The following is a 25,531-nucleotide window of genomic DNA, read 5'->3' as shown; positions in this document are numbered from 1 at the left end:
CGGAGCCAACCTGGCAGGGAGAGCACGCGCTTGCCGCGCCTCCACCCGATCCGCTACGCAACAGCCGCGGATCGACAAGCCAGAGGCACGCCCGGCCGGGGGACAGACAATTTCAGCAGAAGCGTTCGCCATAGGGAGCTGTTCGACGTGAGTGACGCGGATCCACGGCCCGATCATGCGACGGGGTCTCGCGCCGGTCATCGTCGACGGCTCGATCCGCGGGTTCGGCGCGATCTCATTCTCGATCAAGCGGCGCGGATCGTGCTGGAGGAGGGGTTGTCGGCGGTCAGTATGGAAGGAGTCGGCCGCGCCGCCGGCGTCTCCAAAGCACTGGTCTATAACTATTTCCCGAGCAAGACGCTGCTCCTGTCGGAATTGCTGGTCCGCGAATATCGCTCGTTCCGGGCAAAGGCGCGCGCCGCGGCGGATCAGGCGCATGATTTCGAAAATCTGATCCGGACGACGACGCGCGCCTATCTCGACCATGTCGCGACACGCGGCGCACTGATCCAGCGTCTGCTCGGCGAACCGCTCGCCGCGGAGGCGGTGCGCTCGGTTGAAGGCGAAGGGCGGCAGGCGACCGTCAACTTCTTCGGGCGCGCGGTCGAACGCGAATTCGGACTGTCGGCGGCGCGCGCTGATACCGTGTCGGACCTGCTTATGGGTCTCACCAGTGCCGCCGGCGATCATCTGATCCGGGTCGGCGGCGACCTGGACGAAGTGGAGAACATGGTCGTCGAGATGATCCTGGCGGCGCTCCGCCAAATCGCCGACCGAACGAGCGAGGGCGGCGATTGATGGTGAACGACGATCAAGGGCTCGCCGGACGCGTCGCGCTCATCACGGGCGCGGCCCGGGGCATCGGCTATGCCACCGCCGAATTGCTATCCCAGAAGGGTGTGATCGTCGTCGCATTTGACCTGCCCGATGCCTCGTTCGAGCGGGTGAGCGCGCTTCCGGGGGTGACGCCGTTCGCGGGCGACGTAACCCGCGAGGCGGATTGGCGGCACGCCATCGAGCTGGCGGCGTCGCTGGGCCAGCTCGCGCTGCTGTTCAACAACGCCGGCATCGCCGGGCCGATCGCGTCGATCATGTCTTACGACGCGGACGAATTCGACCGCGTGATCGCAGTCAATCTGAAGGGCGTGTTTTTGGGGTTGAAGCATGGCGGCCGCGCGATGCGAGCAACGGGCGGCGCGATCATCAACACCTCGTCGATTTCCGGGCTCGGGGGCAGTCCTTCGCTGTGCGCCTATAGCGCGAGCAAGCATGCCGTCATCGGACTGACGCGATCCGCCGCGAAGGATTTCGCACGCTACCGCATCCGCGTGAATGCCATCTGCCCCTCGCCGACCGAAACCGAAATGATGCGCCAGGCGGAGGAGCATGTCGCGCCGGGTGATCCGGCGGCGGGTAAAGCCGTCTTTGTCCGCAACATCCCGCTTGGCCGCTATGCCTTGCCAAATGAGGTCGCCGCGCTGGTCGCCTATCTGGCGAGCGATGCCGCGGCTTTCATCACCGGCACCGCCATCCCTGTCGATGGCGGCCTGACCGCTTGAGCATGTGGACCGTGTTTACCACCGCTTTACCGACCGTCGCTTCGGCTTCGTTTTAAAGCCGCTCCCCGGTCAGGCGCTGGCAGAGCATATCGAGCTGATCGAGCGTCGAATAATCGAGGGACAGTCGACCGCCGCCCGCGCCATGGTCGATCCGGACCCGCAGGCCCAACGCATCGGCGAGCTGGCTTTCCAGCGCGATTAGATCCGCGTCACGCGCCACAGGCTCGCCACGCTCGGCCACGCCGCGTCCGGGCTTGGCGGCACGCGCGAGCTTTTCGGTTTCGCGCACCGACAGCCCCTTGGCGATCACCTGCGCCGCCAGCGCCTCGGCATCGGGCGCACCAATCAGCGCGCGGGCATGGCCCATCGTGAGCGCGCCCGCCACCACCTGAGCCTGCACCGACGCCGGCAAATCGAGCAGCCGCATCAGGTTCGCGATGTGGCTGCGTGATTTGTTGACCAGCTTGGCGAGCGCCTCCTGGCTATGGCCGAAATCAGCGAGGAGCCGGGCATAGGCCTCGGCTTCTTCAATCGCGTTCAGATCCTGGCGCTGGATATTTTCGACCAGCGCGATCTCCAGCGTTTCGGCATCGCTGAATTCACGAACGATTACAGGAACTTCATGCAAATGAGCCCGTTGCGCCGCGCGCCAGCGGCGCTCGCCGGCGACGATCTGATAGCCCCGGCCCTGCGGCCGGACGACGATTGGCTGAATGACGCCGCGCGCCGCGATCGACTGGGCGAGTTCCTCCAATGCTGCTTCGTCGAAATGACGACGCGGCTGGCCCGGATGCGGGCTGAGCGCGCTCACCGGCAGCATCCGCACGCCCTGCGGCGTGCCAGGCGCGTCATTCCCCGGGGCAACGGGTGTTTCACGTGAAACTTCACCCATCAGCGCGGATAATCCCCGGCCGAGACCGGGGCGAGGCTTACGAACGGTTTCGGTCATGCGGCGGCCTTGGTGTTGGGCTCGGGCAGGCGCTGCAACAGTTCGCGTGCCAGCGCGATATAGGCTTCGGAGCCGGGGCAACGGTGGTCGTAAATCAGTGCCGGCAGTCCGTGGCTCGGCGCCTCGGACAAACGGACATTTCGCGGGATAACGGTGTCGAACACGACCTTGCCCAACACCGCGCGCACATCATCCGACACCTGATCAGTCAGCCGATTGCGGCGATCATACATAGTAAGCGCGACACCGATGATCCCAAGCCCCGGATTGAAGCGGCTGCGGATACGTTCCACCGTGGTGAGCAACTGGCTCAATCCTTCGAGCGCGAAGAATTCGCACTGCAGCGGCACCAAGAGCGAATCGGCCGAGACCATGGCGTTGATCGTCAGCAATCCGAGCGAGGGCGGACAATCGATCAGGATCACGTCCCAGCGCGCCCGCCCGGCTTCGACCGCACGAGCCAAGCGGTGGGTGCGGTCCTCGAACTCGACCAACTCGATTTCAGCACCGGACAGATCAACGGTGGCCGGTACGATATCGAGGCGCGGCACTTTGGTCGCGAGCGCGGTATCGGCAAGCTCCGCGTCGCCAACCAGCAGATCATAGGAGGAAAGCTCCCGCTGCGCCCGGCCAATGCCAAGGCCCGTGGACGCATTGCCCTGCGGATCGAGATCGATAATCAGCGCGCGTTTGCCGGTCGCGGCGAGCGCGGTGCCGAGGTTGATCGCGGTGGTCGTCTTGCCCACGCCGCCTTTTTGATTGGCAATAGTGATGCACGTCATCGGCGCTTCACGCCCCTGGCTATGATGATCAGCGAGTCGGCATCGGTGATGCTCGGTTCCACGTGAAACACACCATGCCACGAGCGGCGCGCCGCCGCCACCTCTTCGCGCGCGGAACGGCCCTTTGGCAGGATGAGCCGTGTATTTGCTGTGGATAATGGAGCGGCAACCGCGAGCAGTTCGGGCAAGGGCGCGACCGCACGCGCGGAGATGACGGCCGCCTTCAACTCCACCGTCTCAGCCTTGGCGGCGTGCACGCTGACGCGCGAGTCCAGGCCGAGTTCGACAACCGCGCACCGCAGAAACTCGGCACGTTTGCGACGCGGCTCGATCAGCACCACGGGACGATCACTGAGCAGCGCGACGATCATTCCCGGGAACCCCGCGCCGCTGCCGATGTCCACCCACAGCCCGTCATCGGGCGCGTGATCGAGGAGCTGTGCCGAATCGACGATATGACGCGACCAGATCAGCGGCAGGCTGGAGGGGGATACGAGATTCTGATGGTGCTGCTCGGCAGCGACCATCTGGGCGAACCGAAAACAGGCTGTTTCACGTGAAACATACCGCTCTCTGAACCACCCTTGTGCCTCTTCCTCGGTCATGCCGCCCGCTTCTTTGCATGAAGCAAAATCGCCGAGAGCGCGGCTGGCGTAATGCCGCGTATCCGCCCAGCCGCTGCCAGCGTCGCAGGGGCGGCTTTGCTCAGCTTCTCGATCATTTCGGCCGACAAACCTGGGATAGCGGCGTAGTCGAGCGTTGCCGGCAAGCGCAGGGATTCCTCGCGCCGCAACGTCGCGACCTCCGCCGCCTGACGCTCGAGATAGGGCGCATAGCGCGCGTCCTCGATCAGTTCAGCAACTACCTCAGCCGGCGCGCGAGCGGCGAGACCGGGCGCGACCTGCTCGATCGTCACCCCCGGAAAGCGAAGCCAAGTCCAGGCGCTCTGCCGCCCCGCATCAAGCGCGACATCGGCCCCGCGCGCTTGCAGCGCCGCGGCTGAAACCGGCGCTTCCAGCTCAGCGCGCAGCGCCGAACGATCTGCCTGCCGCCGCGCATAACGAGCGCGGCGCGCATCGCTGAGGCAGCCGAGCGCCTCCGCGATCGGGCCAAGCCGACTTTCGGCATTGTCCGCCCGAAGGCTGAGGCGAAATTCGGCGCGAGCGGTGAGCATCCGATAGGGTTCGGTGACCCCGTGCAACACGAGATCATCGATCATCACGCCCAGATAACTGGAGGCGCGATCGAGTTCGGCGGGCGCAAGATCAAGCGCGTGCGCGGCGGCGTTCAACCCGGCGACCAACCCCTGGGCGGCGGCTTCCTCATAGCCGGTGGTGCCGTTGATCTGCCCCGCGCAGAACAGCCCCGGCAGCGCGCGTAGTTCCAGCGTCTGCGCCAGCGCGCGAGGATCGATATGGTCATATTCCACGGCATAACCGGGCTGAGCGATCACCGCGCGCTCCAGGCCCTCGATCGAGGCGATCATCGCAGCCTGGACATCGACCGGCAGCGAGGTGGAAATGCCGTTGGGATAGATCAGCGGATCATCCAGCCCCTCGGGTTCGAGGAATATCTGGTGGCCGTCACGGTCGCCGAAGCGGTGGATCTTGTCTTCGATCGAGGGGCAATAGCGCGGACCCGCCGCGTCGATCGCCCCGGTAAACAGCGGCGAGCGATCGAGGCCATCGCGAATGATCGCGTGCGTGCGCGGGTTGGTCCGCGTCACCGCGCAGAACAGCTGGGGCAGGGTGCGGCCAGGGGTGGCGGGGGACATGGTCCAGAGCTCTTCGTCCGAACGCTGCTCGGCAAGCCGCGCCCAGTCGATCGTCCGGCCGTCGAGCCGTGGCGGCGTGCCAGTCTTGAGCCGCGACATGGGCAGATCCAGCGCGCGCAACTGAACCCCGAGGCGGGTCGCCGCGCGTTCGCCGATGCGTCCGCCTTCGCCGCGTTCCTCGCCCCGGAAGATGCGGCCGCCCAGAAATGTGCCCGTCGCCAGCACCACCGCGCACGCCTGCAACGCCCGGCCATCGGCGAGCGTAACGCCACGCAGCCGGCCCTGGTCCAGCACCAGCGCATCCGCCTCGCCCCCGACGACGGTCAAGCCCGGCTGCGCGGCGAGCATCGCCTGGATCGCGGCGGCGTAAAGTTTGCGGTCGGCTTGGACACGTGGCCCCTGCACCGCTGTGCCCTTGCTGCGATTGAGCATCCGGTAATGGATGCCGGCCGCGTCGGTCGCGCGCGCGATCAGGCCGTCGAACGCATCGACTTCGCGCACCAGATGACCTTTGCCGAGCCCGCCAATCGCCGGGTTGCACGACATCGCGCCAATCTTGCTGGCGTCGAAGCTGACCAGCGCCACCCGCGCGCCCCGGCGCGCGGCGGCGGCTGCCGCCTCGGTGCCGGCGTGGCCGCCGCCGATCACGATCACATCGAACTGCATGGGCCGCCGCTACACCCACGCGCCGGTGCGGTCAAAACTGTTTCACGTGGAACATCACTTGCCGATGCAGAAGCGGCCGAACAAGGCGTCGAGCATCGCTTCGGTCCCCGTCGCTCCCGTCACCGCGTCGAGCGCGCGTCGGGCGAGGCGGCATTGCTCGGCGGCGATTAGCAGATCGGTCTCGGCAGATGCCGCGAGCACGGCTTCGGCGGCATGGTCCACGTGCTGGCGCTGTCGGGCGTTCAGCGCCAGCTGATCGGCACGCGGCAGGATCGCGCGCGCGCGATCGGCCAGCGCGCTCCACAGCTGATCCACCCCGGCGCCCGTTCGCGCCGATAGTGCCAGCCGACCGTCGAACGCGGGCGGGCGTTCGTCCGCGCGGGGATAAAGCCACAGCGCTCCCGCTGGCGGCGGCGAATCATCCAGCCAAAGCAGAATGTCGGCCTCGGCGGCGGCGGCCCGCGCGCGCGCGATGCCGATCGCCTCGATCGGATCGTCGGTGGTCTCAGCGAGCCCGGCGGTGTCGATCAACAGATAGGCGATGCCATCGCGGACCACCGGCACCTCGATCCGGTCGCGCGTGGTGCCCGCGATCGGCGAGACGATTGCTGCCTCGCGTTCGGCTAACGCATTGAGCAATGTCGATTTTCCAGCGTTGGGCGGCCCCGCGAGCACCACCCGCACGCCATCGCGCAGTCGTTCGACCGGGGGCGCGGCGAGGACGAGGCGCATATCCTCCGCAAGCGCGGCGAGCGACGCGGGAAGGCCCGCCGGCAGCTCCCCGACGTCATCCTCGTCCGCGAAATCCAGCGCCGCTTCGATCAGCGCCGATGCCTCCAGCAGCCGTGCCCCCCACGCACCGATTCGTCGGCTGACCGCACCCTCGGCGGTGCCAAGTGCCGCCCGGCGCGCGCTCTCGGTTTCCGCCATCAGCAGATCGCCGAGCCCCTCCGCCTGGGCCAGATCGATGCGCCCGTTCATCAGCGCGCGGCGGGTGAACTCGCCCGGCTCTGCCAGCCGGCCACCGCCCGCCGCCAGCGCCGCCGATACCGCCGCCACCACCGCGCGCGCGCCATGAAGATGCAACTCGACCAGGTCCTCGCCACTCGCGCTGTTCGGCCCCGGAAACACCAGCACAAGCGCGCGATCGAGCAGCGTGCCATCGCCGCCGCGCAGCGTCCGCAGGCTGGCACGCCGGGGGGCGGGAAGAGCGCCGGCCAGTGTTTCGGCGAGCGTAAACGCCGCCGGGCCGCTCACCCGCATCACCGCGATCGCCGCCGGCGGTGGGCCGCTGGCGACCGCGAAGATCGTGTCACTTGCGCGTGGCGGCATCGAACAGCTGGCGCCAGAAGGTCATCCCCGCTTCGCCCATCGGCGCCCAGCTGCGCATCATCGCCTCGATCGCTTCCGGCCGTACCTGGCCGTCCATCATCTCGAGCATCGTCGCGACATATTTCTCGTGGACCGGCGTCAGGTCTGGCAGGCCCATCGCCCGGCGCGCTTCCTCGGGCGTGCATTCGACTTCGACATTGATTTTCAACGCGCCTCTCCGCTTGAGCGCTGCCGCGGGGCGCGGCATAGCAGGCTCATGTATGCCCGCGATCATGGCGGAATCGCAACGCCGATCGGCCCGGTGACGGTCACCGTCGAGCATGGCAGCGTGGCGCGGATCGAGATTGGCGGCGCGGTTGCGCGCGGCACCTCGGCGCTCGCGATCGAGGCGCTGCGCCAACTCGATGCGTGGTTCGCCGGTGCCCTCAAGACCTTTGACCTGCCGCTCGCGGCACCGCGATCGGCGCGCGGTGGCGAGCTGCGCGCCGGGCTGATCGCGGTCGGCTATGGCGAGACGCTCAGCTATGGCGCGCTCGCCCGGCGGCTGGCATCGAGCCCGCGCGCGATCGGCCAGCTTTGCGCGCGCAATCCGCTGCCGATCATCGTTCCCTGCCACCGCGTGCTCGGCGCGGGCGGCGCGCTTGGCGCTTACTCGGCGGGCGAGGGGCCAAGCACCAAGGCGTGGCTGATCGCCCATGAACAAGGAGAATTTCGATGACGAACATCAGCATCGACACATTGGCCGGCGATGGCAGCTTCGCCGCCTATCTCGCCGAGCCGAGTGGACCCGCGCGCGGCGCGGTCGTGGTGATCCAGGAAATTTTCGGCGTCAATCAAGGCATTCGCCGCAAGTGCGACAGCCTGGCGGCGGCGGGTTATCTCGCGATCGCGCCCGATCTGTTCTGGCGGCTGGAGCCCGGCGTGGAGCTCGATGCCGATGTCCCCGAACAATTCCAGCAGGCGCTCGCGCTGATGGGCCGGTTCGACCAGGATCTGGCGATCCGCGACCTTGAAGCCACCATCCGCGCCGCGCGCGCGCGGCTGGGCGCGGGCGGCAAGGTCGGCGTGGTCGGTTATTGCCTGGGCGGGCGGCTCGCCTATCTGGTCGCCGCGCGCACCGATGCCGATGCGTCGGTCGGCTATTACGCGGTCGGGGTGCCGGGGCTGCTCGGTGAGAAGCACGCGATCGCCCGGCCGCTGCTGCTCCACATCGCCGGCGAGGATGGCTTCGTCCCCAAGGATGCGCAGGCGGCGATGCATGAGGGGCTGGACGATCACCCCAAGGTCACGCTCTATGATTATCCGGGCGAGGACCATGGCTTCGCCGCCGAGCTGGGCAAGCGCCGGTCCGAAGCGGCGGCGCAACGGGCGGACGAGCGCACGCTCGCCTTCTTCGCCGAACATCTGGGTTGAGCGGGCGGCGCGGCGATCCGGTTGGCCGGACCGCCGCGCTTATGCTCAAAACAGGGTCATGATCCCCACATCGGGGTCGATCATCCCGTCATAGATCATCCGCCCGGCGACATAGAGGATCACCACCAGCCCGAAATAGCCGATCCAGCGATAGCGGCCGATCAGCCGGGCGATCAGATTCGCGGCCAGGCCCATCAGCGCGACCGAGAGCAGCAGCCCGATCACCAGGATGCCGGGATGCGCGCGCGCGGCCCCCGCGACCGCGAGCACATTGTCGAGGCTCATCGAGACATCGGCGATCGCCACCGCCCAGGCGGCGGCGGCGAAGCTGCGCGCGGGTTTCAGCGGGGCGGCATCATCGGCTTCGCCGGGATGATCCTCGCGCAGTTCGCGCCAGAATTTCCACGCGACCCAAAGCAGCAGCAGGCCGCCGGCGAACACCAGCCCGACCAGCGCGAGCAGCTGCGTCACGATCAGCGCGAACACCACCCGCAGCACCAGTGCCGCGCCAATCCCGATCAGGATGACGCGCTGGCGCTGCGCGGCCGGCAATCCCGCCGCCAGGGCCCCGACGACAATGGCATTGTCGCCCGCCAGCAGCACGTCGATCGCGAGCACCTGCAAAAACGCCGACAGCGCGCTCGGCGACCCGAGATTGCTGAAATCGTTCAGGATTTGCGACCACATCGTGGCCATGAGAGCGAGGGTCATGCCGCCGGCAACGCCTGTGCCGCGTTACTGGTTCATCGAATCGAAGAAGTCCTCGTTGGTCTTCGAGTCCTTCATCTTGTCGAGCAGGAACTCCATCGCGTCGATGGTGCCCATCTGCATCAGGATACGGCGCAGCACCCACATCTTGCTGAGCTTGGCCTTGTCGACCAGCAACTCTTCCTTGCGGGTGCCCGACTTGCCGACATCGAGCGCGGGGAAGATGCGCTTGTCCGCCACCTTGCGATCGAGCACGATTTCGCTGTTGCCGGTGCCCTTGAATTCTTCGAATATCACTTCGTCCATGCGGCTGCCGGTGTCGATCAGCGCGGTGGCGATGATCGAGAGCGAGCCGCCTTCCTCGATATTACGCGCCGCGCCGAAGAAGCGCTTCGGGCGCTGCAGCGCGTTCGCATCGACACCGCCGGTCAGCACCTTGCCCGAGCTGGGGACGACGGTGTTGTAGGCACGGCCCAGGCGGGTGATCGAATCGAGCAGGATCACCACGTCCTTCTTGTGCTCGACCAGGCGCTTGGCCTTTTCGATCACCATCTCGGCGACTTGCACGTGGCGGCTGGCGGGTTCGTCGAAGGTGGAGCTGATCACCTCGCCCTTCACGCTGCGCTGCATGTCGGTCACTTCCTCGGGCCGCTCGTCGATCAGCAGCACGATCAGGAAGACTTCGGGGTGATTGTCGGTAATCGCCTTGGCGATGTTCTGGAGCAGCACGGTCTTGCCGACGCGCGGCGGGGCGACGATCAGCGCGCGCTGGCCCTTGCCCTGCGGCGACACGATGTCGATGACGCGCGCGCTCTTGTCCTTGATGGTCGGATCGGCGGGATCGAGCCGCAGCTTCTCGTCCGGGTAGAGCGGCGTCAGATTGTCGAAATTGACGCGGTGGCGCAGCGCTTCGGGATCATCGAAATTGACCGAGGTGAGACGGGTGAGCGCGAAGTAACGCTCGCCATCCTTCGGCCCACGGATCTCGCCTTCCACCGTGTCGCCGGTGCGCAGGCCGAATTTGCGGACCTGGTTGGGCGAGACATAGATGTCGTCGGGGCCGGCGAGATAATTGGCCTCCGGGCTGCGCAGGAAGCCGAAGCCATCGGGCAGCACCTCGATCGTGCCGAGCCCCATGATCTGTTCGGCGCGATCGGCGAGCACTTTCAGGATGCCGAACATCAGGTCCTGCTTGCGCATGGTCGAGGCGCCCTCGACACCAAGCCCTTCGGCCATTTCGACCAGTTCGGCGGGAGTCTTTTTCTTCAGGTCTGCAAGATGCATGGGGTATCCAGCGATTTGGGGAAGGGCAGCCAGGCCAGCCGCGGCCCGGGGCGCGATACAAGGCGGGTCGGCGCACGAGGGCGCCGCTCGGTCCGCGATAAGTGGGGCGGGTGCTGGCGTCAAGCAAGGGCGGCAGCGGTTCGTCGCGCTTGTTACCCGTTCCGCGCGGGCGCCGGGCGAATCAATAGCACGCTAGAATGGCTGGACGATCACCAGGATCACGATCAGCGTCACCGCGACGCCCGGAATTTCGTTGATCATCCGCAGCGTCCGCCCCGCCAGCCGCGCTTCGCCGCGCGCAAGGCGCCGGGCATAGCCCACCGCCCAGCCGTGAAAGCCGCTCAGCAGCACCACCAGCGCGATCTTGGCGTGGAGCCAGCCAAGGCCCGGCTGCCCGCTGAACAGCCCCAGATTGGCCGCCAGCATCAATCCCAGCACCCACACGATCACCAGCGCGGGGTTGAGGATGATGTTCTTCAGCTTCGCCTCGCGCTCGATCCAGCGCTGCGCCTGCGGGCCGGTGAGCCCATCTTCCTGATGGTAGACGAAGAAGCGCGGCAGCATGAACAGCCCCGCCATCCAGAAGATGACGAAAATCAGATGCGCCGCCTTCACCCAGGGATAGGCGCTGCCGAGCCAACCGATCATGCCTGCCCTCTTACCCGCGCGACCAAGGCTTGCACATGCTCGATCGGCGTCTGCTGCAGAATACCGTGGCCAAGGTTGAACACATGCGGACGTTCGGCGAAAGCGGCGAGGATGCGATCGACCGCCTGATCGAGCGCCGCGCCCCCGGCGAGCAGCGCGAGCGGATCGAGATTGCCCTGCACCGGCAGCCCTTCGGGCAGCACCGCGTTCGCCCATTCGGGATCGACCGTCTCGTCGAGGCCCAGCGCATCGACCCCGGTTTCCACCGCATAGGCCGGCAGCTTGCCACCCGCGCCCTTGGGAAAACCGATGATCACCGCGTCCGGCACCCGCGCGCGCAGGCGGCGGACGATCTCGGCATTGGGGGCGATCACCCAGCGCTCGAACTGCGCCGGAGAGAGACTCCCCGCCCAGCTGTCGAACAATTGCACCGCATCCACCCCGGCGGCGAACTGGCCGGCGAGATATTCCACCGTCACCGCGATCACCCGGTCGATGATCGCCGCGAAGGCGCCCGGATCGCGATAGGCATAGCCGCGCGTCTCGGCCTGATCGCGGCTGCCATGCCCCGCCACCATATAGGTCGCGATCGTCCACGGGCTGCCCGCGAAGCCCAGGAAAGTCGTGGCCGGGTCGAGCGCGGCGGCGACGCGGCGCACCGTTTCGTACACCGGCTCCAGCCGTTCAGGCGCGGGGTCGAGCGCGTCGAGCGACGCATCGACCAAAGCCGGCGACAGTTCCGGCCCCTCGCCCGCGCCGAAGCGCAGATTCTGGCCGATCGCCCAGGGCACCATCAGAATGTCCGAAAACAGGATAGCGGCATCGAAGCCAAAGCGCCGCAGCGGCTGCAGCGTCACCTCGGTCGCCGCCTCGGGATCGGTCGCCAAATCGAGGAAGCCGCCCTTCTCGGCCCGCAATGCCCGGTACTCCGGCAGGTAGCGCCCGGCCTGGCGCATCAGCCACAAGGGCGGGCGCGGCTGCCGTTCGCCTTTCAGCGCGGCCAGCAAGGTCTTGGTCACTCGGCCCCCCTTCAAAATAAGAATCTTAATAAAAGGTTGTTGTGATGGTTGGTGCTGTTGATGGTGGGGCTTAAGCCTTTGCCCCGGCATTGCCAACAGCTTGACGTGGCGCGGCCCCGTGGTGGTACGGGGAGTCGGCATCGCCTGCCCCCGCAATCCACAGCCTGTGGATCGTTTCCCCACCTGTGCGCGGGGTTGTGGATGAGCGCCCGGCTTATCCACGGCGGCACCGGGCTTTGCGGGGGCGCGAAGTTGCGCTAGCGGTTTTGCGGCATGTTATCCCCAGAAGCGCCCCGCTGATGCGGCTCCATCTGCATTTGCTGTCGGACTCGACCGGCGAAACGCTCGAGACGATCGCCAAGGCGGCGCTCGCGCAATATGACGATGTCGACACGATCCGCCATTTCTGGCCGATGGTGCGCAGCGAAGCGCATCTCCAGCGCATCCTCCACGAAATCGCGCAGAATCCGGGTCTGGTGCTGTTCACGCTGGTGAATACCGAGACCCGGCGGACGCTCGAGGAACAGTGCCGCGCGCTCGGCCTGCCCGCGGTCGCCCCGCTCGACGCGGTGACCGACGCGCTCTCGGCGCTGCTGGGGCAGACCGCCAAGGCACGACCCGGGCGCCAGCACATGCTCGATGCCGCCTATTTCGCGCGGGTCGACGCGATCCAATATACGATCGCGCATGATGACGGCATCGCCCCCGAGGATTGGGAGGAGGCCGATATCGTCCTCGCCGGCGTTTCGCGTTCGTCCAAGACGCCGACCTCGATCTACCTCGCCAATCGCGGGTACAAGACCGCGAACATCCCGATCGTGATCGAAGTGCCGCCGCCGCCGGCGTTGTTCGGCCTGAAGCGGCCGCTGGTGGTGGGGTTGACGACGAGCACCGAACGGCTCGTGCAGGTGCGGCGCAACCGCCTGCTCTCGCTCAACCAGGCGCCCGAGACCGCCTATGTCGACCAGGAATCGGTCGCGCGCGAGGTGGCCTATGCCCGCCGGCTGTTCACCGACAATGGCTGGCCGGTGATCGACGTGACGCGCCGTTCGATCGAGGAGACGGCGGCGGCGATCATCGCGCTGTGCCAGGAACGGCGGGCCGGGGCATGAAGCTGGTGCTGGCCTCGCAAAGCGCGTCTCGGCGGGCGATGCTGACGGCGGCGGGGGTGCCGTTCGAGGCGATCGCCGCGCCGGTCGACGAGAGCGGCGTCAAAGCGGCGATGGCGGGCGCGGCGCCACGCGATGTCGCCGATACCCTTGCCGAGCTGAAAGCGCTGAAAGGCAGCGCGCTACGGCCCGAGGCGCTGGTGGTGGGCAGCGACTCGATCGTCGCGCTCGCCGACGCCCGGTTGCTCGACAAGCCCGAGAGTCGCGAGCAGGCGGCAACCCATCTGCGGATGATGTCGGGTACGCGGGTCACGCTCGTCAGCGCCGCGGTCGTGGCGCAAGATGGGCGCGCGGTTTGGCGTCATGTCGCCGAGGCGCGGCTGCATGTGCGGGCCTTGTCGCCCGATTTCATCGCGACCTATCTCGACGCCGAATGGCCCGCGATTGCTGGCTGTGTCGGCTGTTTCCGGATCGAAGGGCGGGGCGTCCAGCTGTTCGAGCGGGTGGAGGGCGATCATTTCACCATCCTGGGGATGCCGCTGCTGCCGCTGCTTGCTTATTGCCGCACGCGCGGGGTGATGCCGTCATGAGCTATGCCGAGGTGATCGGCGATCCGATCGCGCACAGCAAATCGCCGCTGATCCACGGCTATTGGCTGAAGGCGCTGGGGATCGACGCCGAGTATCGCGCGACCCGGGTGGCGCCCGATGGCCTGGGCGCCTATTTCGCCGAGCGGGCGGCCGATCCCGCCTGGCGCGGGTGCAACATCACTTTGCCGCACAAGGTGGCGGCGCTCGATCATGTCGCCGATCCCGGTGGAGTGCGCCAGTCGATCGGCGCGACCAACACCGTCGCGCGCGGCGCCGACGGCTTGTTCGCGACCAACACCGACGCCGCCGGCTTCTATGCTCCGCTCGCCGAGCATGATCTGGCCGGCGCGCCGGTCGCGGTGATCGGCGCGGGCGGCGCGGCGCGCGCGGTGCTCTTCGCGCTCGCCAGGATGGGGGTGGGGCCGGTGACCCTGCTCAACCGCACGCCGCTGAAAGGCGCCGCGCTGCTCGCGCATTTCGGGCTGAAGGGCCAGGTGCTGCCGCTCACCGCGCCGCTGCCTCCGGCCGCCCTGCTGGTGAACGCGAGTTCGCTGGGCATGACCGGCCAGCCGCCACTCACGCTCGACCTCGCGCCCCTGCCGGAGGACGCGATCGTCTATGATCTCGTTTATGCCCCGCTCGAAACCCCCCTGCTCCAAGCCGCCGAGGCGCGCGGGCTGGAGGCGATCGACGGGCTCGACATGCTGATCGGCCAGGCGGCGCTCGCGTTCGAGCTGTTCTTCGGCGCCGCGCCCCCGCGCGAGCGCGACGAGGACGTGCGGGCGCTGCTCGGCGCATGACCATCCTCGGCCTCACCGGCTCGATCGGCATGGGCAAGTCGGCGGTCGCCGCGATGTTCGTCGAGCTTGGCGTGCCGGTGTTCGATTCGGACGCCGAGGTTCACCGCCTGCAAGGACCGGGCGGGGCGCTGGTGCCGGCGATCGAGGCGGCGTTTCCGGGAACGACCGGCCCGGCCGGCGTCGATCGTGCGAGGCTTGGTTTTGACGTGCTCCGGGACGGCGCGGCGATGCGCCGGCTTGAGCTGATCGTGCATCCGGCTGTCGCGGCAGCGCGCGAAGCGTTCCTGGCAACGCACGGGACTGCCCCGTTGGTCGTTTTCGACGTGCCGTTGCTGTTCGAAACCGGCGGGGACAAGGCTGTGGATAAGGTGTTGGTCGTCTCGGCCGATCCAGCGACTCAGCGCGCCCGCGTCCTCGCCCGCCCGGGGATGACGCCCGAAAAGTTCGAGGCAATCCTCGCCCGCCAGCTGCCGGACGCGGAAAAGCGCGCCCGTGCCGATTTCATCATCCCAACCGACGTGCCGCTCGCCGAAACCCGGGCCGCGGTCGCGCGGCTGATCGCTTGCTTGGGGACGCGATCCGCGACATTAATGTGACGATGCGCGAGATCGTTTTCGACACCGAAACCACCGGCCTGAGCTTCGCGGGTGGGGATCGGCTGGTCGAGATCGGCTGTGTCGAACTGGTCAATCGCGTGCCGAGCGGACGGCGCTTCCACGCCTATTTCAACCCCGAGCGCGCGATGCCGGCCGAGGCACAGGCGGTGCACGGGCTGAGCGACGCCTTCCTCGCCGACAAGCCCCTGTTCGCGACGACGTGCGATAACCTACTGGAATTTCTGGAAGATAGCCCGCTCGTCGCGCATAATGCGAGCTTCGACTTCGGCTTTCTGAACGGCGAGCTTGCACGCTGCGGCCGGGCGGTCGTCAGCCTCGATCGCATGGTCGACACGCTGCCCCTCGCCCGGGCACGCCATCCCGGTGCCAAGCACAGCCTCGACGCGTTGTGCACCCGATACGGGATCGATCGCAGCGCCCGCGTTTTTCACGGCGCGCTGCTCGATGCCGAGCTGCTCGCCCAGGTCTATGTCGAGCTGACCGGCGGGCGGCAGATCGGGCTGGGGCTTGTTGCCGAATCGGCCAGCGCCGAGGAGACGATCACGGCTTCCGCCGGCCCGCGCGTGGCGCGGCCGCCGCGTCTTTTTGCCCCGAGCGCCGAGGAGCGCGCGGCCCATGCCCGCTTTGTCGAGACGATCACCGAGCCGCTCTGGCTCGGCTGACATGGACTCCGTGCCCTTCGGCACGGTCAGGAATGGAGGTACCACATGGACATTCGGCTCTCCGGGCATCAGGTCGAAACGGGTGACGCGTTCAGGGCCCACGCGACCGAGCGACTGCAGGGGATCACCGAGAAATATTATGCGCGAACGATCTCCGCGCAGGTGACGCTGGGCAAGGGGCCGCGCGACAATGGCTTCACCTGCGACATCGTCTGTCACGTGATGCAGGGCGTGATCCTGAAGGGCACGCATGGTGCGATGGACGCGCACCTGGCGTTCGACGGCGCCGCCGACAAGATCGAGAAGCAGCTCCGCCGCTATGTCCGCCGGCTGAAGGACCGCACCGCACCGATCGCCGAGGACGCGGGCTATACCGTGCTGCTCGAACCCGAGCCGGAGGAGGAGCCCGCCGCCGATTTCCCGCCGGTGATCGCCGAGACACGTGTCGACGTGCCCGATGCGACCGTGTCGGACGCTGTGATGATGCTCGATCTGCGTAACACCAACGCGCTCTTGTTCCGCAACACTGGCAGCGGTGTGTACAATATGGTCTATCGCCGCGGCGACGGCACGATCGGCTGGGTCGAGCCCAAGCGCGCGACCTGACGCGGCGCCGATCAACGCCACGACCACCGCGTTTGCGCCTCCGCTGGCTTGCCGCTAAGGCGCCGCGGGCACTTGCGGATGTGACGATGATCGATTTCAGTGCGCTGCTCCAACCCAAGACGGTGATCGCGGGCGTGCCGGCGGCCAATAAGAAGGCACTGCTGACGCAGCTCGCGAGCCAGCTCGCCCAGGCGCATGGGCTCGCGCCCAAGGAGGCGGCGGCGTCGTTGCTCGATCGTGAGAAGATCGGCTCGACCGGCTTTGGCGCGGGCATCGCGATCCCGCATGGCAAACTCGAGGGGCTGGGCCGGATCGTCGGGCTGTTCGCGCGGCTTTCCCAGCCGATCGACTTCCAGGCGATCGACGAGCTGCCGGTCGATCTGGTGTTCGTGATGCTCTCGCCACCCCAGGCGGGCGCCGAGCATCTGAAGGCGCTCGCGGGCGTGTCGCGGCGGCTGCGCGACCAGACGTTCGTCGCCAAGCTGCGCGGCGCGGGGTCGCCCGACGCGCTTTATGCGCTCTGGACCGAGGACGGGCGTGAGCTCGATTGAGGCACCCCCCGGCGCCGCCGGGCATTACCGGGCGCTTGAATCGCTCTACGCGGCCGCCCCGATCAATCAGCTGTTCGATTCGGTGCTCGAGATCACCGGCCCGGGCACTTCGCGCATCCGCTTCGAGATCGACCCCCGTCATTTCCACGCAGGCGGCGCGGCGCACGGCACGAGCTATTTCAAGATGCTCGATGATGCCGCCTTCTATGCCGCGAATACGCTTGTGACCGATCGGTTCCTGCTCACCACCCAGTTCAACCTGCTGTTTACCCGCCCGATGGGAGCGGGGCCGGCAATCGCCGAGGGGCGTTGGGTGAGCGGCCAACGTCGCGTGCTGATCGCCGAGGCGCGGTTGATCGATGGCGGCGGCGAGGAGGTGGCGCGCGGCACCGGCACCTTCATGCGCTCGCGCATCCCGCTCGCCGGGCTCGCGGGCTATCGTTTGGGATGAGCGACCGGCTGCCGACTCACCTGCGCGTGGGCGCGCTGCTCCGCCGGGTGAACGACTCGGGCGGCATGGGGATGGTCCGCGCCAAAGGCGAGCCGCAAGGCGGCGCGGTGCTGCTGATCGTCAGCGAAAAGGGCGCCGACTTCAAATGCTTCGAGCGTGGGATAGGGGCCGCTGGCGTGCCCGGGCTGATCCCGGCCGGACCGATTGACGGCGACGCGGCCGCGATCACCGAATATTGGCAGCGCCGTCGCGCGCGAGACCCGGATTTGTGGGTGATCGAACTGGACGTCGCATCCCACTCACGGTTCACCGCTGAAACGACCGACTTTTATTGACCTGTTAAGCAGGCGGGAGCCTAAGGCGCAGGCCTATTGCAAAGCGTAGGCCGGCAGGGGTGCGATACCGGCCGGCAACGTAGTCGGGGGGCCACCCGAGAACGGCGTTTGACCGCGAACCGCGGATCAGCGGCGGTTCTTCGCGTACCCACCGCCCATTGATGACGGTTGATGCTTTTTTCTTTCCGGCAAGCTGCGGCCACGTTGCTGCTCTGCTCGCTATCCCTTACCGGCGCCGGCAAGCCTGGCCTGGCGCTGACGCTCGACAAGCCGGCCGGTGCGCCGCTTGCGACCACCAATCTTCCGGCCGTGCCTTCGGTTCCCGCGCCAGCCGCGCTCCCACCGCAAATTTCCGTCGATGACGATGAGGCCGAGGCGCCCGCGCGCTATGCTTCGCTCGCCGAGGCGATCGACGCGCAAGACATGCCCGAGGCACCCGATGACGAGCTGCGCTGCCTGGCCGGCGCGATTTACTTCGAAGCCAAGGGCGAACCGCTGGTCGGCCAGCTCGGCGTGGCGCAGGTGATCCTCAACCGTACCCAATCAGGCCGCTTCCCACGCACCATCTGCTCGGTCGTCAAGCAGCGCGGCCAGTTCGCTTTCCTGCGCGACGGCGAGATGCCGGCGATTCCCGACAATGCGCATTATCGTACCGCGATGGCTGTCGCGCAGGTTGCGCTTGACGGTGGCTGGGAAAGCCCGGTCGGCGACGCGCTGTTCTTCCACGCGAGCCGTGTCGCCCCCAGCTGGGGCAAGCGCCGTGTCGCCGCAATCGGCGGGCACGTCTTCTACCGCTGAGGGTGTTTGGGGCGTGATGGCGCCTGCCAGCCTCTAAGTTCGAGTCCACGGCATCGGTACTGTGCCCCCCGACGGATGTCGGGGGCCAGCATCCGGCGCGCTGCCATTGAGCGCCGCGCGGCGAGCGTCGCATGCCTCGGCCTTGGCCGTCGCCGGGCAGGATTGGTCAGGCTCTCGGGAAGGTAGTCTTCCCCTTGTTCGGCAAATGTTCTAGGACGTGGCGATGCTTTCGCCCGATCTCACCGCTCGTGATGTCTGCCGCGGCGTATCGCGGCTGTTGCTGCGCCACGATCTGACGCCGGTCGCCGAAGTCCCGCTCGAGGGTGGGCGGCGGGCCGACATCATGGCGCTCGATCCGCGCGGCGGCATCACCATCGTCGAGATCAAGGTGAGCCGCGCCGATTTGCTCGGCGATGGCAAGTGGCAGGATTATCTGGCGCATTGCGACCGTTATTTCTGGGCGGTCCCGCAGGGGTTCGATCACGCCCCGCTCGCCCAGCCGGCGTTTCTCCCCGAACGCAGCGGGATCATCGTCGCCGATCGCTATGATGCGATGATCGTCCGCGAGGCGCACAGCGTTCCCCTCCCGGCGCCCGCGCGTCGGCGGGAGACACTGGCCTTCGCAAGGCGCGCCGCTAGGCGGCTGGCGTTGACGCTCGATCCCGATGCCGAAGCGGGCCTGATCGAGGGGTAAACCCACCACCGATATTGATAGTCACTCGCAAAAGACGTATCTGGCGACTCATGCTCGCCCCCGCGCTGACTCTGGAACAATTGGCCCCGCGCATCGCGGCCCAGATCGCGACCATCGATTGGGACCGCCTCGCCGAGCCCGAGGCGCGGCGCCTGCGTGAGCTCGGCTTCGACGAGGGCGTGAGCGTCGAGATGTTGCACCGCGCGACTTTGTGGGGCGGGCCGGTCGCCTGCCGGATCGGGCGGATGACGGTCGCGCTGCGCCGCCCGGTCGCCGCGGCGATTCGGGTCACGCAGACCGGCTGATGCACGCCGCCCCGCTGGTCGCGCTGGTCGGCAATCCCAATGCCGGCAAGAGCGCGCTGTTCAACGCGCTCACCGGCGCGCGGCAGAAGGTCGGCAATTATCCTGGCGTGACGGTGGAGCGTCGTTCGGGGCGCGCCCTGCTGCCTGATGGCCGCCCGCTCGAACTGGTCGATCTCCCCGGCGCCTACAGCCTCGATCCGCTGTCGCCTGATGAGCGGGTGACGCGCGACGTGCTGCTAGGGACGCAAGCCGGCGAACGGCTGCCCGACGCGCTGGTGATCGTGCTCGACGCGGGCAATCTCGACAATCACCTGCGCTTCGCGCTCCAGTTGATCGCGCTCGGAATGCCGGTGGTGGTCGCGCTCAACATGGTCGATCTCGCCGAGCGCGACGGGCTGATGCTTTCGCCCGAGCGACTCGCCGCCGAGCTGGGCGTCGCGGTGGTGTCCACCATCGCGGTCCGCAAGCGCGGGCTCGACGCCTTGCGCGAGGCGCTCGCGGCTGCGCTGGGGACAAGCGGCGCGGTGCGGCTGCGCGCGAGCGACACGCCGCCCGCCGCTGATCTGCGCGCGCTCCAGCAGCGCGCGCGAACGATCGCGCGGAACGTGATCGTCAGCGAAACCCCGACCCGGCGGATCACCCATGCGCTCGACGCGGTGGCGCTGCATCCGGTCTGGGGCACGGCGCTGCTGCTGACAATTCTGTTCCTGATGTTCCAGGCGGTGTTCAGCTGGGCGACGGTGCCGCAGGACGCGCTCGACGCGCTGTTCGCCGATGCGGGGCGTGCGGTTTCGGCCGCCTTGCCCGAGGGGTTCGTCCGCGGGTTGATCGCCGACGGGATCATCGCCGGCGTCGGCGCGGTGATCGTGTTTCTGCCGCAGATCCTGATCCTGTTCCTGTTCATCCTGCTGCTGGAGGCGAGCGGCTATATGGTCCGCGCCGCGTTCCTGATGGACCGGCTGATGGCGGCGGCGGGGCTTTCGGGGCGGGCGTTCATCCCGCTGCTGTCGAGCTTCGCCTGCGCGGTGCCCGGCATCATGGCGACGCGCACGATCGAGGATGAGAAGGACCGGCTGACGACGATCCTGATCGCGCCGCTGATGACCTGTTCGGCACGGCTCCCCGTCTACACGCTGGTGATCGGCGCGCTGATCCCCAACACGCGCATCATCCCCGGCGTGGGCCTGCAGGGGCTGGTGATGTTTACGCTGTATATCCTTGGCATCGTCGGTGCGTTCGTCGCCGCGCTGGTGCTGCGGCGGACGGTGACCAAGGGCGCCTCGTCGGGCTTCATGATGGAGCTGCCCAAATATCAGCTGCCGCGCGCGCGCGACGTGGCGCTGGGGCTGTGGACCCGCGCCTACAGCTTTTTGCGCCGGGCGGGGACGATCATCCTGGGCACCACGATCGTGCTGTGGCTGCTGCTCAGCTATCCCAAGCCGCCGGCGGAGAGCACGGTGAACCCGGTCGACTATTCGGTCGCGGGACGGATTGCCAACACCGCCGCGATCGTCACCAAGCCGATCGGGTTCGATCGCGATATCACGCTGGCCTTGATCCCGGCGATCGCCGCCCGCGAGATTTCGGTCGCGGCGCTCGGCACCGTCTATGCGGTAAGCGCCGATCAGAACAGCGCGGCGGGGCAGGCGGCGATCACGGATGCGCTCAAGCGCCGCTGGTCGCTCCCCACGGCGCTCGCTTTCCTGATGTGGTTCGTGTTCGCGCCGCAGTGCATCTCGACGATCGCGGTCACCCGGCGCGAGACCAATGGCTGGAAATGGCCCGCATTCATGGTTGGCTATTTGTTCGCGCTGGCCTACGCCTTTTCGGGCGCGACCTATTGGCTGGCGGTCGCCGCAGGGCTTTGAGAGGATGTTATGGCGGGCAGCGTCAACAAGGTGATCCTGGTCGGCAATCTGGGGCGCGACCCCGAGACGAAGAGCTTCCAGAACGGCGGCAAGGTGGTGAACCTGCGCATCGCCACGTCGGAAAGCTGGAAGGACCGTACTTCGGGCGAGCGCAAGGAGCGCACCGAATGGCATTCGGTCGCGATCTTCAACGAAAGCCTGGCCGGCGTCGCCGAGCGCTATCTGCGCAAGGGCAGCAAGGTGTATATCGAGGGCCAGCTCGAGACGCGCAAATGGCAGGACGCGAACGGGCAGGACCGCTACACGACCGAAGTGGTGCTGCGCCCCTATAACGGCACGCTGACGATGCTCGATGGCGCGCCCGGCGCGGGTGGTGGTGGCCGTTCGAGCGGCGGCGACGACTATGGCGATGATTTCGGCGCTGGTCGGAGCGGCGGCGGTCGCGGCGGCTTCAGCGAGGATCGCGGCGGGTTTGGCGGCGGCTCGGGCGGCCGCAGCGGTGGCTCGGGTGGCGGCTTCGGCGGGGGCGGCGGATTCCCGGACGACCTGGATGATGACGTGCCGTTTTGAGCGATTGACGAAACTGGTGAAGGTGCGGAGCGCCAGCCGAAGGCCGGTTTCCATGCTTCTCTAGCAACATCTGCGGGAGTCTATCCCCGCACCAAAAACACCGCATGTTCCGCGAACCAGTTCGCCCCCGCCGCGCCGCACGCCTGGTCGCCCGCCAGGAACCACGCCTGCTCCACCGTCACACCTTGCGCCGCGACAAGGGCGCGAAAATCTTCGATCGTCAGGTGGTGGATGTTGGGCGTGTCGTACCAGCGTTCGGGTAGCAACCGCGTCACCGGCATCCGCCCGGTCGTGAGCAGCGAAAGCCGCACGCGCCAATGCGCGAAGTTCGGGAAGGAGATGAACGCGCGGCGCCCGATCCGCAGCAGCTCGGCCAGCACGCGATCGGGGGCGCGCGTCGTCTGCAGCGTCTGGCTCAGGATCGCATAGTCGAAGCTCGCCGAGGGGTAGGCGCTCAAATCACGGTCGGCATCGCCCTGCACCACCGCGAGCCCGCGCGCGACGGCGGCGGCGACATTGCCCGCATCGAGCTCCAGCCCCCGCGCATCCACCCCACGCTCGTCGCGCAACGCGGCCATCAGCGCGCCGTCGCCACAGCCCACGTCGAGCACCCGCGCGCCGGCTGCGACATTGGCGGCGATGATCGCGAGGTCGGGACGCAGGCTCATTGCCCGGCATAGACCCGGGCGAGTTCGGGGCTGATCCGCTCCATATAATAATCGGCGCGCATCAGCGGGCGGAAGCCGAGCGCGGCATAGACGCCGTGCGCGTCGCGCGTCGTGAGCCCGATGCGGCGCAGATCGCCGTAATCGGCCTGATCGACGAACCACGCGGCCAGCCGCCGACCCAGCCCCTGGCCACGCGCGCTTTCATCGACCCACACATCCGCGAGCCAGGCGAAGGTCGCGCGGTCGCTGATCAGTCGCGCGAAGCCGATCTGGTCGCCGCCGCGATAGGCGCCCAGGCAGTGCGAGTTCGCGATCGCGCGCTCCACCCGCTCGCGCGTGATCCCGGGCGACCAATAGCTGCCCGCCAGCCAGCCATGAATGCGATCGACATCAAGCCGCGCCTTGTCGTCGCACAGTTCAACGTCGTTCATGCCGGCGCTCCCAGAAAACCGCTCACCACCCGGTTGAGCTCGGGCGCATCGAGCAGGAAGGCGTCGTGCCCGAACGGGCTCGACAGTTCGACGAAGCTCACCGGCGCGCCGGCGGCGTTCAAGGCTTGAACGATCAGCCGCGATTCGGGGGTCGGGTAGAGCCAGTCGGTATCGAAGCTCACCACGCAGAAGCGCGTCGCGCGGGCGCCAGCGAAAGCGCGGGCGAGCTGCCCGCCATGCGGCTCGGCGAGGTCGAAATAGTCCATCGCGCGAGTAATGTAGAGATAGCTGTTCGCGTCGAAGCGATCGACAAAGCTCAGCCCTTGATGGCGCAGATAGCTTTCCACCTGGAAATCGGCGTCGAAGCCGAAGCTCTTGGCCTCGCGCGCTTGGAGCCGGCGGCCGAATTTTTCGGTGAGCCCGGCTTCGGAGAGATAAGTGATGTGCGCCGCCATCCGCGCCACCGCGAGGCCCGCCGCTGGCGGCTCGGCGCCATAATAGTCACCACCCTGCCAGTGGGGATCGGCCATGATCGCCTGGCGGCCGACCTCGTGAAAGGCGATGTTCTGCGCGGTGTGGCGCGCGGTGGTGGCGATGGCGACGCACGTCCGCACGCGCTGCGGAAAGAGCGATGCCCAGCCGAGCGCCTGCATCCCCCCCATCGATCCGCCGACCACCGCCGCGAGCGTCTCGATGCCCAGATGATCGAGCAGCAGCGCCTGCGCCCGTACCATATCGGCGATGGTGATGACCGGGAACCGCATTGCGTAACGCGCGCCGTCGGGCGCCAGGCTCGCCGGGCCGGTCGAACCGAGGCAGCCGCCGAGCACATTGGCGCAGATGATCAGGTGGCGCGCGGGGTCGATCGGCTTGCCCGGCCCGATCATCCGGTGCCACCAGCCCGGCTTGCCGGTGATCGGATGGGTGCTCGCGACATGCTGGTCGCCGGTGAGCGCGTGGCAGATGAGGACGGCGTTGTCGCCGGCGGCGTTGAGCGCGCCATAGGTTTCGTACGCGATGTCGAGCGGCGCGAGGCTGCTTCCCGCGTCGAGCGGGAGCGGCCCCGCCAAAGTCACCCGCCGGGCGAGCCCGAAACGTCCATCGCTCATCGCTTGGCGGCTAGGGGGCTGGCGCCCGGCTTGTCAATCGCGCTAGGGGCGCAGGCCATGAGCAAGCCCCAAGCCAAGCCCTGGGTGATGGCGATCGCCCCCTATGTTCCCGGCAAGTCGAAGGTCGATGGCGTGGCGGTGAAGGCCAAGCTGTCCTCCAACGAAAACCCGCTCGGCACGCCCGAGGGCGCGCGTGCGGCGCTCGCCGAAGCGCGGGGGAGCCTTGATCGCTACCCAGACCCCGGCGCTACCATCCTGCGCGAGGCCGTGGCGGCGAAGTACGGGCTCGATCCGGCGCGGGTGATCTACGGCACCGGCTCCGATGATATCCTCCATCTGGCCGCGGGCGCGTTCGCCGGGCCGGGGGACGAGGTGGTGTTCGTCCGCTACGGCTTCGCGGTGTATGAGATCGCCGCGCGGCGGGTCGGCGCGACGCCGGTGATCGCGCCGGACAAGGATTATGCGACCGATATCGACGCGGTGCTCGCCAGCATCACCGAGCGGACGCGGATCGTGTTCCTCGCCAACCCGAACAACCCGACCGGCACCTTCGCCCCGCGCGCCGAGATCGCCCGGCTGCACGCGGCGCTCCCCGGCGATGTGCTGCTCGTGCTCGATCAAGCCTATGCCGAATATCTCGAGCCCGACGAGGATGATCACGGCCTGGAGCTGGCGAAGACCGCGGTCAACGTGCTGGTGACTCGCACCTTCTCCAAAATCTATGGCCTCGCCGCCGAGCGGATCGGCTGGGGCTATGCGAGCGCCGAGGTGATCGAGGCGCTGCACCGCATCCGCCTGCCCTTCAACGTCACCACTGCCGGGCAAGAGGCGGCGGTGGCGGCACTGGCGGACGAGGGCTTCGTCGCGCACGCCCGCGCGCATAACGCCAAGTGGCGGGCGTGGTTCGCCGAGCAGATCGCGAGCCTGGGCAATGCGGGGCTACGGGCGATCCCCAGCAAGGCCAATTTCGTGCTGGTGCTGTTCGAGGGCGCGGTGAGCGCGGAAGTGGCGTATCATGGCTTGCTCGAGCGGGGCTATATCGTCCGCTGGCTGCCCGGGCAGGGCCTGCCGCACGGGTTGCGCATGACGATCGGCACCGAGGACGAGACCCGCGGCCTGATGGCGGCGCTGCGGGAAGTGGTCGGCTGAGGGCCGCACACGAAAGCGCGAAAAAGCCGCTGCGCATCCGCTTCGTGGACCTCGCTGTTTTCCTTCCCCGGCGAAAGCCGGGGC

General features: G+C 67.7%; 32 protein-coding genes. 19 read left to right on the top strand and 13 right to left on the bottom strand.

Annotated elements, in window-relative coordinates; all coding sequences use genetic code 11:
- Positions 1-147 precede the first annotated feature (147 nt).
- On the top strand, positions 148-798 hold the full coding sequence (locus tag K2X73_RS05875) for a TetR/AcrR family transcriptional regulator (protein ID WP_294109199.1): 651 nt from the start codon (positions 148-150) through the stop codon (positions 796-798).
- Complete coding sequence (locus K2X73_RS05870) at positions 798-1,559, top strand: SDR family NAD(P)-dependent oxidoreductase (RefSeq protein ID WP_294109198.1); 762 nt, start codon at positions 798-800, stop codon at positions 1,557-1,559. Before K2X73_RS05875 ends, K2X73_RS05870 begins: the two co-directional genes overlap by 1 nt.
- 52 nt (positions 1,560-1,611) lie before the next feature.
- On the opposite strand, the gene K2X73_RS05865 is transcribed toward K2X73_RS05870, so the two are convergent.
- Genes K2X73_RS05865 through K2X73_RS05840 form a run of 6 tightly spaced genes read right to left on the bottom strand, consistent with a single transcriptional unit; the run spans position 1,612 to position 7,270 of the window.
- Positions 1,612-2,451 carry a ParB/RepB/Spo0J family partition protein gene (locus K2X73_RS05865; RefSeq protein ID WP_294109197.1) on the bottom strand — a complete coding sequence of 280 codons (840 nt, stop codon included), beginning with the start codon at positions 2,449-2,451 and terminating at the stop codon, positions 1,612-1,614.
- Between the two features lie 53 nt (positions 2,452-2,504).
- Positions 2,505-3,290, bottom strand: coding sequence for a ParA family protein (locus K2X73_RS05860; protein ID WP_294109196.1), 786 nt, complete (start codon positions 3,288-3,290; stop codon positions 2,505-2,507).
- Positions 3,287-3,895: a 16S rRNA (guanine(527)-N(7))-methyltransferase RsmG gene (gene rsmG, locus K2X73_RS05855; RefSeq protein ID WP_294109195.1), complete on the bottom strand. Its 609-nt coding sequence runs from the start codon at positions 3,893-3,895 to the stop codon at positions 3,287-3,289. Before rsmG ends, K2X73_RS05860 begins: the two co-directional genes overlap by 4 nt.
- Entirely contained in the window at positions 3,892-5,730 is a 1,839-nt protein-coding gene (mnmG, locus tag K2X73_RS05850; protein WP_294109194.1) for a tRNA uridine-5-carboxymethylaminomethyl(34) synthesis enzyme MnmG, read from the bottom strand. The genes rsmG and mnmG overlap by 4 nt, the downstream gene beginning before the upstream one ends.
- A 54-nt stretch (positions 5,731-5,784) precedes the next feature.
- On the bottom strand, positions 5,785-7,062 hold the full coding sequence (mnmE, locus tag K2X73_RS05845; RefSeq protein ID WP_294109193.1) for a tRNA uridine-5-carboxymethylaminomethyl(34) synthesis GTPase MnmE: 1,278 nt from the start codon (positions 7,060-7,062) through the stop codon (positions 5,785-5,787).
- Complete coding sequence (locus tag K2X73_RS05840; protein WP_294109192.1) at positions 7,043-7,270, bottom strand: DUF6489 family protein; 228 nt, start codon at positions 7,268-7,270, stop codon at positions 7,043-7,045. Before K2X73_RS05840 ends, mnmE begins: the two co-directional genes overlap by 20 nt.
- A 48-nt stretch (positions 7,271-7,318) precedes the next feature.
- Between K2X73_RS05840 and K2X73_RS05835 the strand changes: the two genes are divergently transcribed.
- Positions 7,319-7,780 (top strand): methylated-DNA--[protein]-cysteine S-methyltransferase, encoded by a 462-nt coding sequence (locus tag K2X73_RS05835; protein ID WP_294109191.1) that lies wholly within the window; start codon positions 7,319-7,321, stop codon positions 7,778-7,780.
- Positions 7,777-8,475, top strand: a complete 699-nt coding sequence (locus K2X73_RS05830; RefSeq protein ID WP_294109189.1) for a dienelactone hydrolase family protein — start codon at positions 7,777-7,779, stop codon at positions 8,473-8,475. The genes K2X73_RS05835 and K2X73_RS05830 overlap by 4 nt, the downstream gene beginning before the upstream one ends.
- Before the next feature lie 45 nt (positions 8,476-8,520).
- On the opposite strand, the gene K2X73_RS05825 is transcribed toward K2X73_RS05830, so the two are convergent.
- The 4 genes from K2X73_RS05825 to hemE form a co-directional block, all read right to left on the bottom strand.
- Entirely contained in the window at positions 8,521-9,186 is a 666-nt protein-coding gene (locus K2X73_RS05825) for a YjbE family putative metal transport protein (RefSeq protein WP_294109188.1), read from the bottom strand.
- A gap of 24 nt (positions 9,187-9,210) precedes the next feature.
- Positions 9,211-10,467: a transcription termination factor Rho gene (gene rho, locus K2X73_RS05820; protein WP_294109187.1), complete on the bottom strand. Its 1,257-nt coding sequence runs from the start codon at positions 10,465-10,467 to the stop codon at positions 9,211-9,213.
- A gap of 192 nt (positions 10,468-10,659) precedes the next feature.
- A complete protein-coding gene (locus K2X73_RS05815) occupies positions 10,660-11,115 on the bottom strand; it encodes a CopD family protein (RefSeq protein ID WP_294109186.1) in 456 nt (151 codons plus the stop codon).
- Entirely contained in the window at positions 11,112-12,134 is a 1,023-nt protein-coding gene (hemE, locus tag K2X73_RS05810; RefSeq protein ID WP_294109185.1) for a uroporphyrinogen decarboxylase, read from the bottom strand. The genes K2X73_RS05815 and hemE overlap by 4 nt, the downstream gene beginning before the upstream one ends.
- A 296-nt stretch (positions 12,135-12,430) precedes the next feature.
- On the opposite strand from hemE, the gene K2X73_RS05805 reads away from it, so the two are divergent.
- The 14 genes from K2X73_RS05805 to ssb all read left to right on the top strand — a co-directional run bounded on the left by K2X73_RS05805 (position 12,431) and on the right by ssb (position 22,090).
- Positions 12,431-13,246: a pyruvate, water dikinase regulatory protein gene (locus tag K2X73_RS05805; RefSeq protein WP_294109310.1), complete on the top strand. Its 816-nt coding sequence runs from the start codon at positions 12,431-12,433 to the stop codon at positions 13,244-13,246.
- The gene (locus K2X73_RS05800; protein ID WP_294109184.1) at positions 13,243-13,833 is read left to right on the top strand and encodes a nucleoside triphosphate pyrophosphatase; all 591 of its coding nucleotides are present in this window, start codon (positions 13,243-13,245) and stop codon (positions 13,831-13,833) included. The genes K2X73_RS05805 and K2X73_RS05800 overlap by 4 nt, the downstream gene beginning before the upstream one ends.
- Positions 13,830-14,633, top strand: coding sequence for a shikimate dehydrogenase (locus tag K2X73_RS05795; RefSeq protein ID WP_294109183.1), 804 nt, complete (start codon positions 13,830-13,832; stop codon positions 14,631-14,633). Before K2X73_RS05800 ends, K2X73_RS05795 begins: the two co-directional genes overlap by 4 nt.
- Positions 14,630-15,229 (top strand): dephospho-CoA kinase, encoded by a 600-nt coding sequence (gene coaE, locus K2X73_RS05790; RefSeq protein ID WP_294109182.1) that lies wholly within the window; start codon positions 14,630-14,632, stop codon positions 15,227-15,229. Before K2X73_RS05795 ends, coaE begins: the two co-directional genes overlap by 4 nt.
- Positions 15,230-15,231: 2 nt before the next feature.
- Complete coding sequence (gene dnaQ / locus K2X73_RS05785) at positions 15,232-15,912, top strand: DNA polymerase III subunit epsilon (RefSeq protein ID WP_294109181.1); 681 nt, start codon at positions 15,232-15,234, stop codon at positions 15,910-15,912.
- A gap of 45 nt (positions 15,913-15,957) precedes the next feature.
- Positions 15,958-16,518 carry a ribosome-associated translation inhibitor RaiA gene (gene raiA / locus K2X73_RS05780; protein WP_294109180.1) on the top strand — a complete coding sequence of 187 codons (561 nt, stop codon included), beginning with the start codon at positions 15,958-15,960 and terminating at the stop codon, positions 16,516-16,518.
- Positions 16,519-16,604: 86 nt separating this feature from the next.
- Positions 16,605-17,069 carry a PTS sugar transporter subunit IIA gene (locus K2X73_RS05775; RefSeq protein ID WP_294109179.1) on the top strand — a complete coding sequence of 155 codons (465 nt, stop codon included), beginning with the start codon at positions 16,605-16,607 and terminating at the stop codon, positions 17,067-17,069.
- Entirely contained in the window at positions 17,065-17,520 is a 456-nt protein-coding gene (locus K2X73_RS05770) for a PaaI family thioesterase (RefSeq protein WP_294109309.1), read from the top strand. Before K2X73_RS05775 ends, K2X73_RS05770 begins: the two co-directional genes overlap by 5 nt.
- Positions 17,517-17,855, top strand: coding sequence for a DUF1491 family protein (locus tag K2X73_RS05765; protein ID WP_294109178.1), 339 nt, complete (start codon positions 17,517-17,519; stop codon positions 17,853-17,855). Before K2X73_RS05770 ends, K2X73_RS05765 begins: the two co-directional genes overlap by 4 nt.
- 171 nt (positions 17,856-18,026) lie before the next feature.
- On the top strand, positions 18,027-18,653 hold the full coding sequence (locus tag K2X73_RS05760) for a cell wall hydrolase (protein WP_294109177.1): 627 nt from the start codon (positions 18,027-18,029) through the stop codon (positions 18,651-18,653).
- A gap of 223 nt (positions 18,654-18,876) precedes the next feature.
- Positions 18,877-19,347, top strand: coding sequence for an MmcB family DNA repair protein (locus K2X73_RS05755; RefSeq protein WP_294109176.1), 471 nt, complete (start codon positions 18,877-18,879; stop codon positions 19,345-19,347).
- A gap of 50 nt (positions 19,348-19,397) precedes the next feature.
- Positions 19,398-19,652, top strand: a complete 255-nt coding sequence (locus K2X73_RS05750; RefSeq protein ID WP_294109175.1) for a FeoA family protein — start codon at positions 19,398-19,400, stop codon at positions 19,650-19,652.
- Positions 19,652-21,520: a ferrous iron transporter B gene (locus tag K2X73_RS05745; protein ID WP_294109174.1), complete on the top strand. Its 1,869-nt coding sequence runs from the start codon at positions 19,652-19,654 to the stop codon at positions 21,518-21,520. The genes K2X73_RS05750 and K2X73_RS05745 overlap by 1 nt, the downstream gene beginning before the upstream one ends.
- Positions 21,521-21,529: 9 nt before the next feature.
- The gene (ssb, locus tag K2X73_RS05740) at positions 21,530-22,090 is read left to right on the top strand and encodes a single-stranded DNA-binding protein (protein ID WP_294109173.1); all 561 of its coding nucleotides are present in this window, start codon (positions 21,530-21,532) and stop codon (positions 22,088-22,090) included.
- Between the two features lie 80 nt (positions 22,091-22,170).
- Here the strand turns inward: ssb and metW are convergent, their stop codons facing one another.
- Genes metW through K2X73_RS05725 form a run of 3 tightly spaced genes read right to left on the bottom strand, consistent with a single transcriptional unit; the run spans position 22,171 to position 24,298 of the window.
- Positions 22,171-22,758, bottom strand: a complete 588-nt coding sequence (gene metW, locus K2X73_RS05735; protein ID WP_294109171.1) for a methionine biosynthesis protein MetW — start codon at positions 22,756-22,758, stop codon at positions 22,171-22,173.
- Positions 22,755-23,189: a GNAT family N-acetyltransferase gene (locus K2X73_RS05730; protein WP_294109170.1), complete on the bottom strand. Its 435-nt coding sequence runs from the start codon at positions 23,187-23,189 to the stop codon at positions 22,755-22,757. Before K2X73_RS05730 ends, metW begins: the two co-directional genes overlap by 4 nt.
- The gene (locus K2X73_RS05725) at positions 23,186-24,298 is read right to left on the bottom strand and encodes a homoserine O-acetyltransferase (protein ID WP_294109169.1); all 1,113 of its coding nucleotides are present in this window, start codon (positions 24,296-24,298) and stop codon (positions 23,186-23,188) included. Before K2X73_RS05725 ends, K2X73_RS05730 begins: the two co-directional genes overlap by 4 nt.
- Before the next feature lie 57 nt (positions 24,299-24,355).
- On the opposite strand from K2X73_RS05725, the gene hisC reads away from it, so the two are divergent.
- Positions 24,356-25,447: a histidinol-phosphate transaminase gene (gene hisC / locus K2X73_RS05720; RefSeq protein WP_294109168.1), complete on the top strand. Its 1,092-nt coding sequence runs from the start codon at positions 24,356-24,358 to the stop codon at positions 25,445-25,447.
- The last annotated feature ends 84 nt before the right edge of the window (positions 25,448-25,531 follow it).

It is taken from the genome of Sphingomonas sp., assembly GCF_019746665.1.
In the GTDB taxonomy this organism is placed as follows: Bacteria; Pseudomonadota; Alphaproteobacteria; order Sphingomonadales; family Sphingomonadaceae; genus Sphingomonas.
This window is presented reverse-complemented; position numbering and strand designations above follow the sequence as displayed.

Excerpts from the sequence above, each read along its gene's own strand:
- coaE (WP_294109182.1), top strand. The coding sequence starts at position 14,630 with ATGACCATCCTCGGCCTCACCGGCTCGATCGGCATGGGCAAGTCGGCG.
- K2X73_RS05870 (WP_294109198.1), top strand. The coding sequence starts at position 798 with ATGGTGAACGACGATCAAGGGCTCGCCGGACGCGTCGCGCTCATCACG.
- K2X73_RS05760 (WP_294109177.1), top strand. The coding sequence starts at position 18,027 with ATGCTTTTTTCTTTCCGGCAAGCTGCGGCCACGTTGCTGCTCTGCTCG.
- K2X73_RS05730 (WP_294109170.1), bottom strand. The coding sequence starts at position 23,189 with ATGAACGACGTTGAACTGTGCGACGACAAGGCGCGGCTTGATGTCGAT.
- hisC (WP_294109168.1), top strand. The coding sequence starts at position 24,356 with ATGAGCAAGCCCCAAGCCAAGCCCTGGGTGATGGCGATCGCCCCCTAT.
- K2X73_RS05755 (WP_294109176.1), top strand. The coding sequence starts at position 18,877 with ATGCTTTCGCCCGATCTCACCGCTCGTGATGTCTGCCGCGGCGTATCG.
- raiA (WP_294109180.1), top strand. The coding sequence starts at position 15,958 with ATGGACATTCGGCTCTCCGGGCATCAGGTCGAAACGGGTGACGCGTTC.
- K2X73_RS05750 (WP_294109175.1), top strand. The coding sequence starts at position 19,398 with ATGCTCGCCCCCGCGCTGACTCTGGAACAATTGGCCCCGCGCATCGCG.
- K2X73_RS05860 (WP_294109196.1), bottom strand. The coding sequence starts at position 3,290 with ATGACGTGCATCACTATTGCCAATCAAAAAGGCGGCGTGGGCAAGACG.
- K2X73_RS05865 (WP_294109197.1), bottom strand. The coding sequence starts at position 2,451 with ATGGGTGAAGTTTCACGTGAAACACCCGTTGCCCCGGGGAATGACGCG.
- mnmG (WP_294109194.1), bottom strand. The coding sequence starts at position 5,730 with ATGCAGTTCGATGTGATCGTGATCGGCGGCGGCCACGCCGGCACCGAG.
- K2X73_RS05800 (WP_294109184.1), top strand. The coding sequence starts at position 13,243 with ATGAAGCTGGTGCTGGCCTCGCAAAGCGCGTCTCGGCGGGCGATGCTG.
- K2X73_RS05830 (WP_294109189.1), top strand. The coding sequence starts at position 7,777 with ATGACGAACATCAGCATCGACACATTGGCCGGCGATGGCAGCTTCGCC.
- mnmE (WP_294109193.1), bottom strand. The coding sequence starts at position 7,062 with ATGCCGCCACGCGCAAGTGACACGATCTTCGCGGTCGCCAGCGGCCCA.
- K2X73_RS05765 (WP_294109178.1), top strand. The coding sequence starts at position 17,517 with ATGAGCGACCGGCTGCCGACTCACCTGCGCGTGGGCGCGCTGCTCCGC.
- rsmG (WP_294109195.1), bottom strand. The coding sequence starts at position 3,895 with ATGACCGAGGAAGAGGCACAAGGGTGGTTCAGAGAGCGGTATGTTTCA.
- dnaQ (WP_294109181.1), top strand. The coding sequence starts at position 15,232 with ATGCGCGAGATCGTTTTCGACACCGAAACCACCGGCCTGAGCTTCGCG.
- K2X73_RS05835 (WP_294109191.1), top strand. The coding sequence starts at position 7,319 with ATGTATGCCCGCGATCATGGCGGAATCGCAACGCCGATCGGCCCGGTG.
- K2X73_RS05745 (WP_294109174.1), top strand. The coding sequence starts at position 19,652 with ATGCACGCCGCCCCGCTGGTCGCGCTGGTCGGCAATCCCAATGCCGGC.
- K2X73_RS05725 (WP_294109169.1), bottom strand. The coding sequence starts at position 24,298 with ATGAGCGATGGACGTTTCGGGCTCGCCCGGCGGGTGACTTTGGCGGGG.
- K2X73_RS05825 (WP_294109188.1), bottom strand. The coding sequence starts at position 9,186 with ATGACCCTCGCTCTCATGGCCACGATGTGGTCGCAAATCCTGAACGAT.
- K2X73_RS05815 (WP_294109186.1), bottom strand. The coding sequence starts at position 11,115 with ATGATCGGTTGGCTCGGCAGCGCCTATCCCTGGGTGAAGGCGGCGCAT.
- K2X73_RS05795 (WP_294109183.1), top strand. The coding sequence starts at position 13,830 with ATGAGCTATGCCGAGGTGATCGGCGATCCGATCGCGCACAGCAAATCG.
- rho (WP_294109187.1), bottom strand. The coding sequence starts at position 10,467 with ATGCATCTTGCAGACCTGAAGAAAAAGACTCCCGCCGAACTGGTCGAA.
- ssb (WP_294109173.1), top strand. The coding sequence starts at position 21,530 with ATGGCGGGCAGCGTCAACAAGGTGATCCTGGTCGGCAATCTGGGGCGC.
- K2X73_RS05775 (WP_294109179.1), top strand. The coding sequence starts at position 16,605 with ATGATCGATTTCAGTGCGCTGCTCCAACCCAAGACGGTGATCGCGGGC.
- metW (WP_294109171.1), bottom strand. The coding sequence starts at position 22,758 with ATGAGCCTGCGTCCCGACCTCGCGATCATCGCCGCCAATGTCGCAGCC.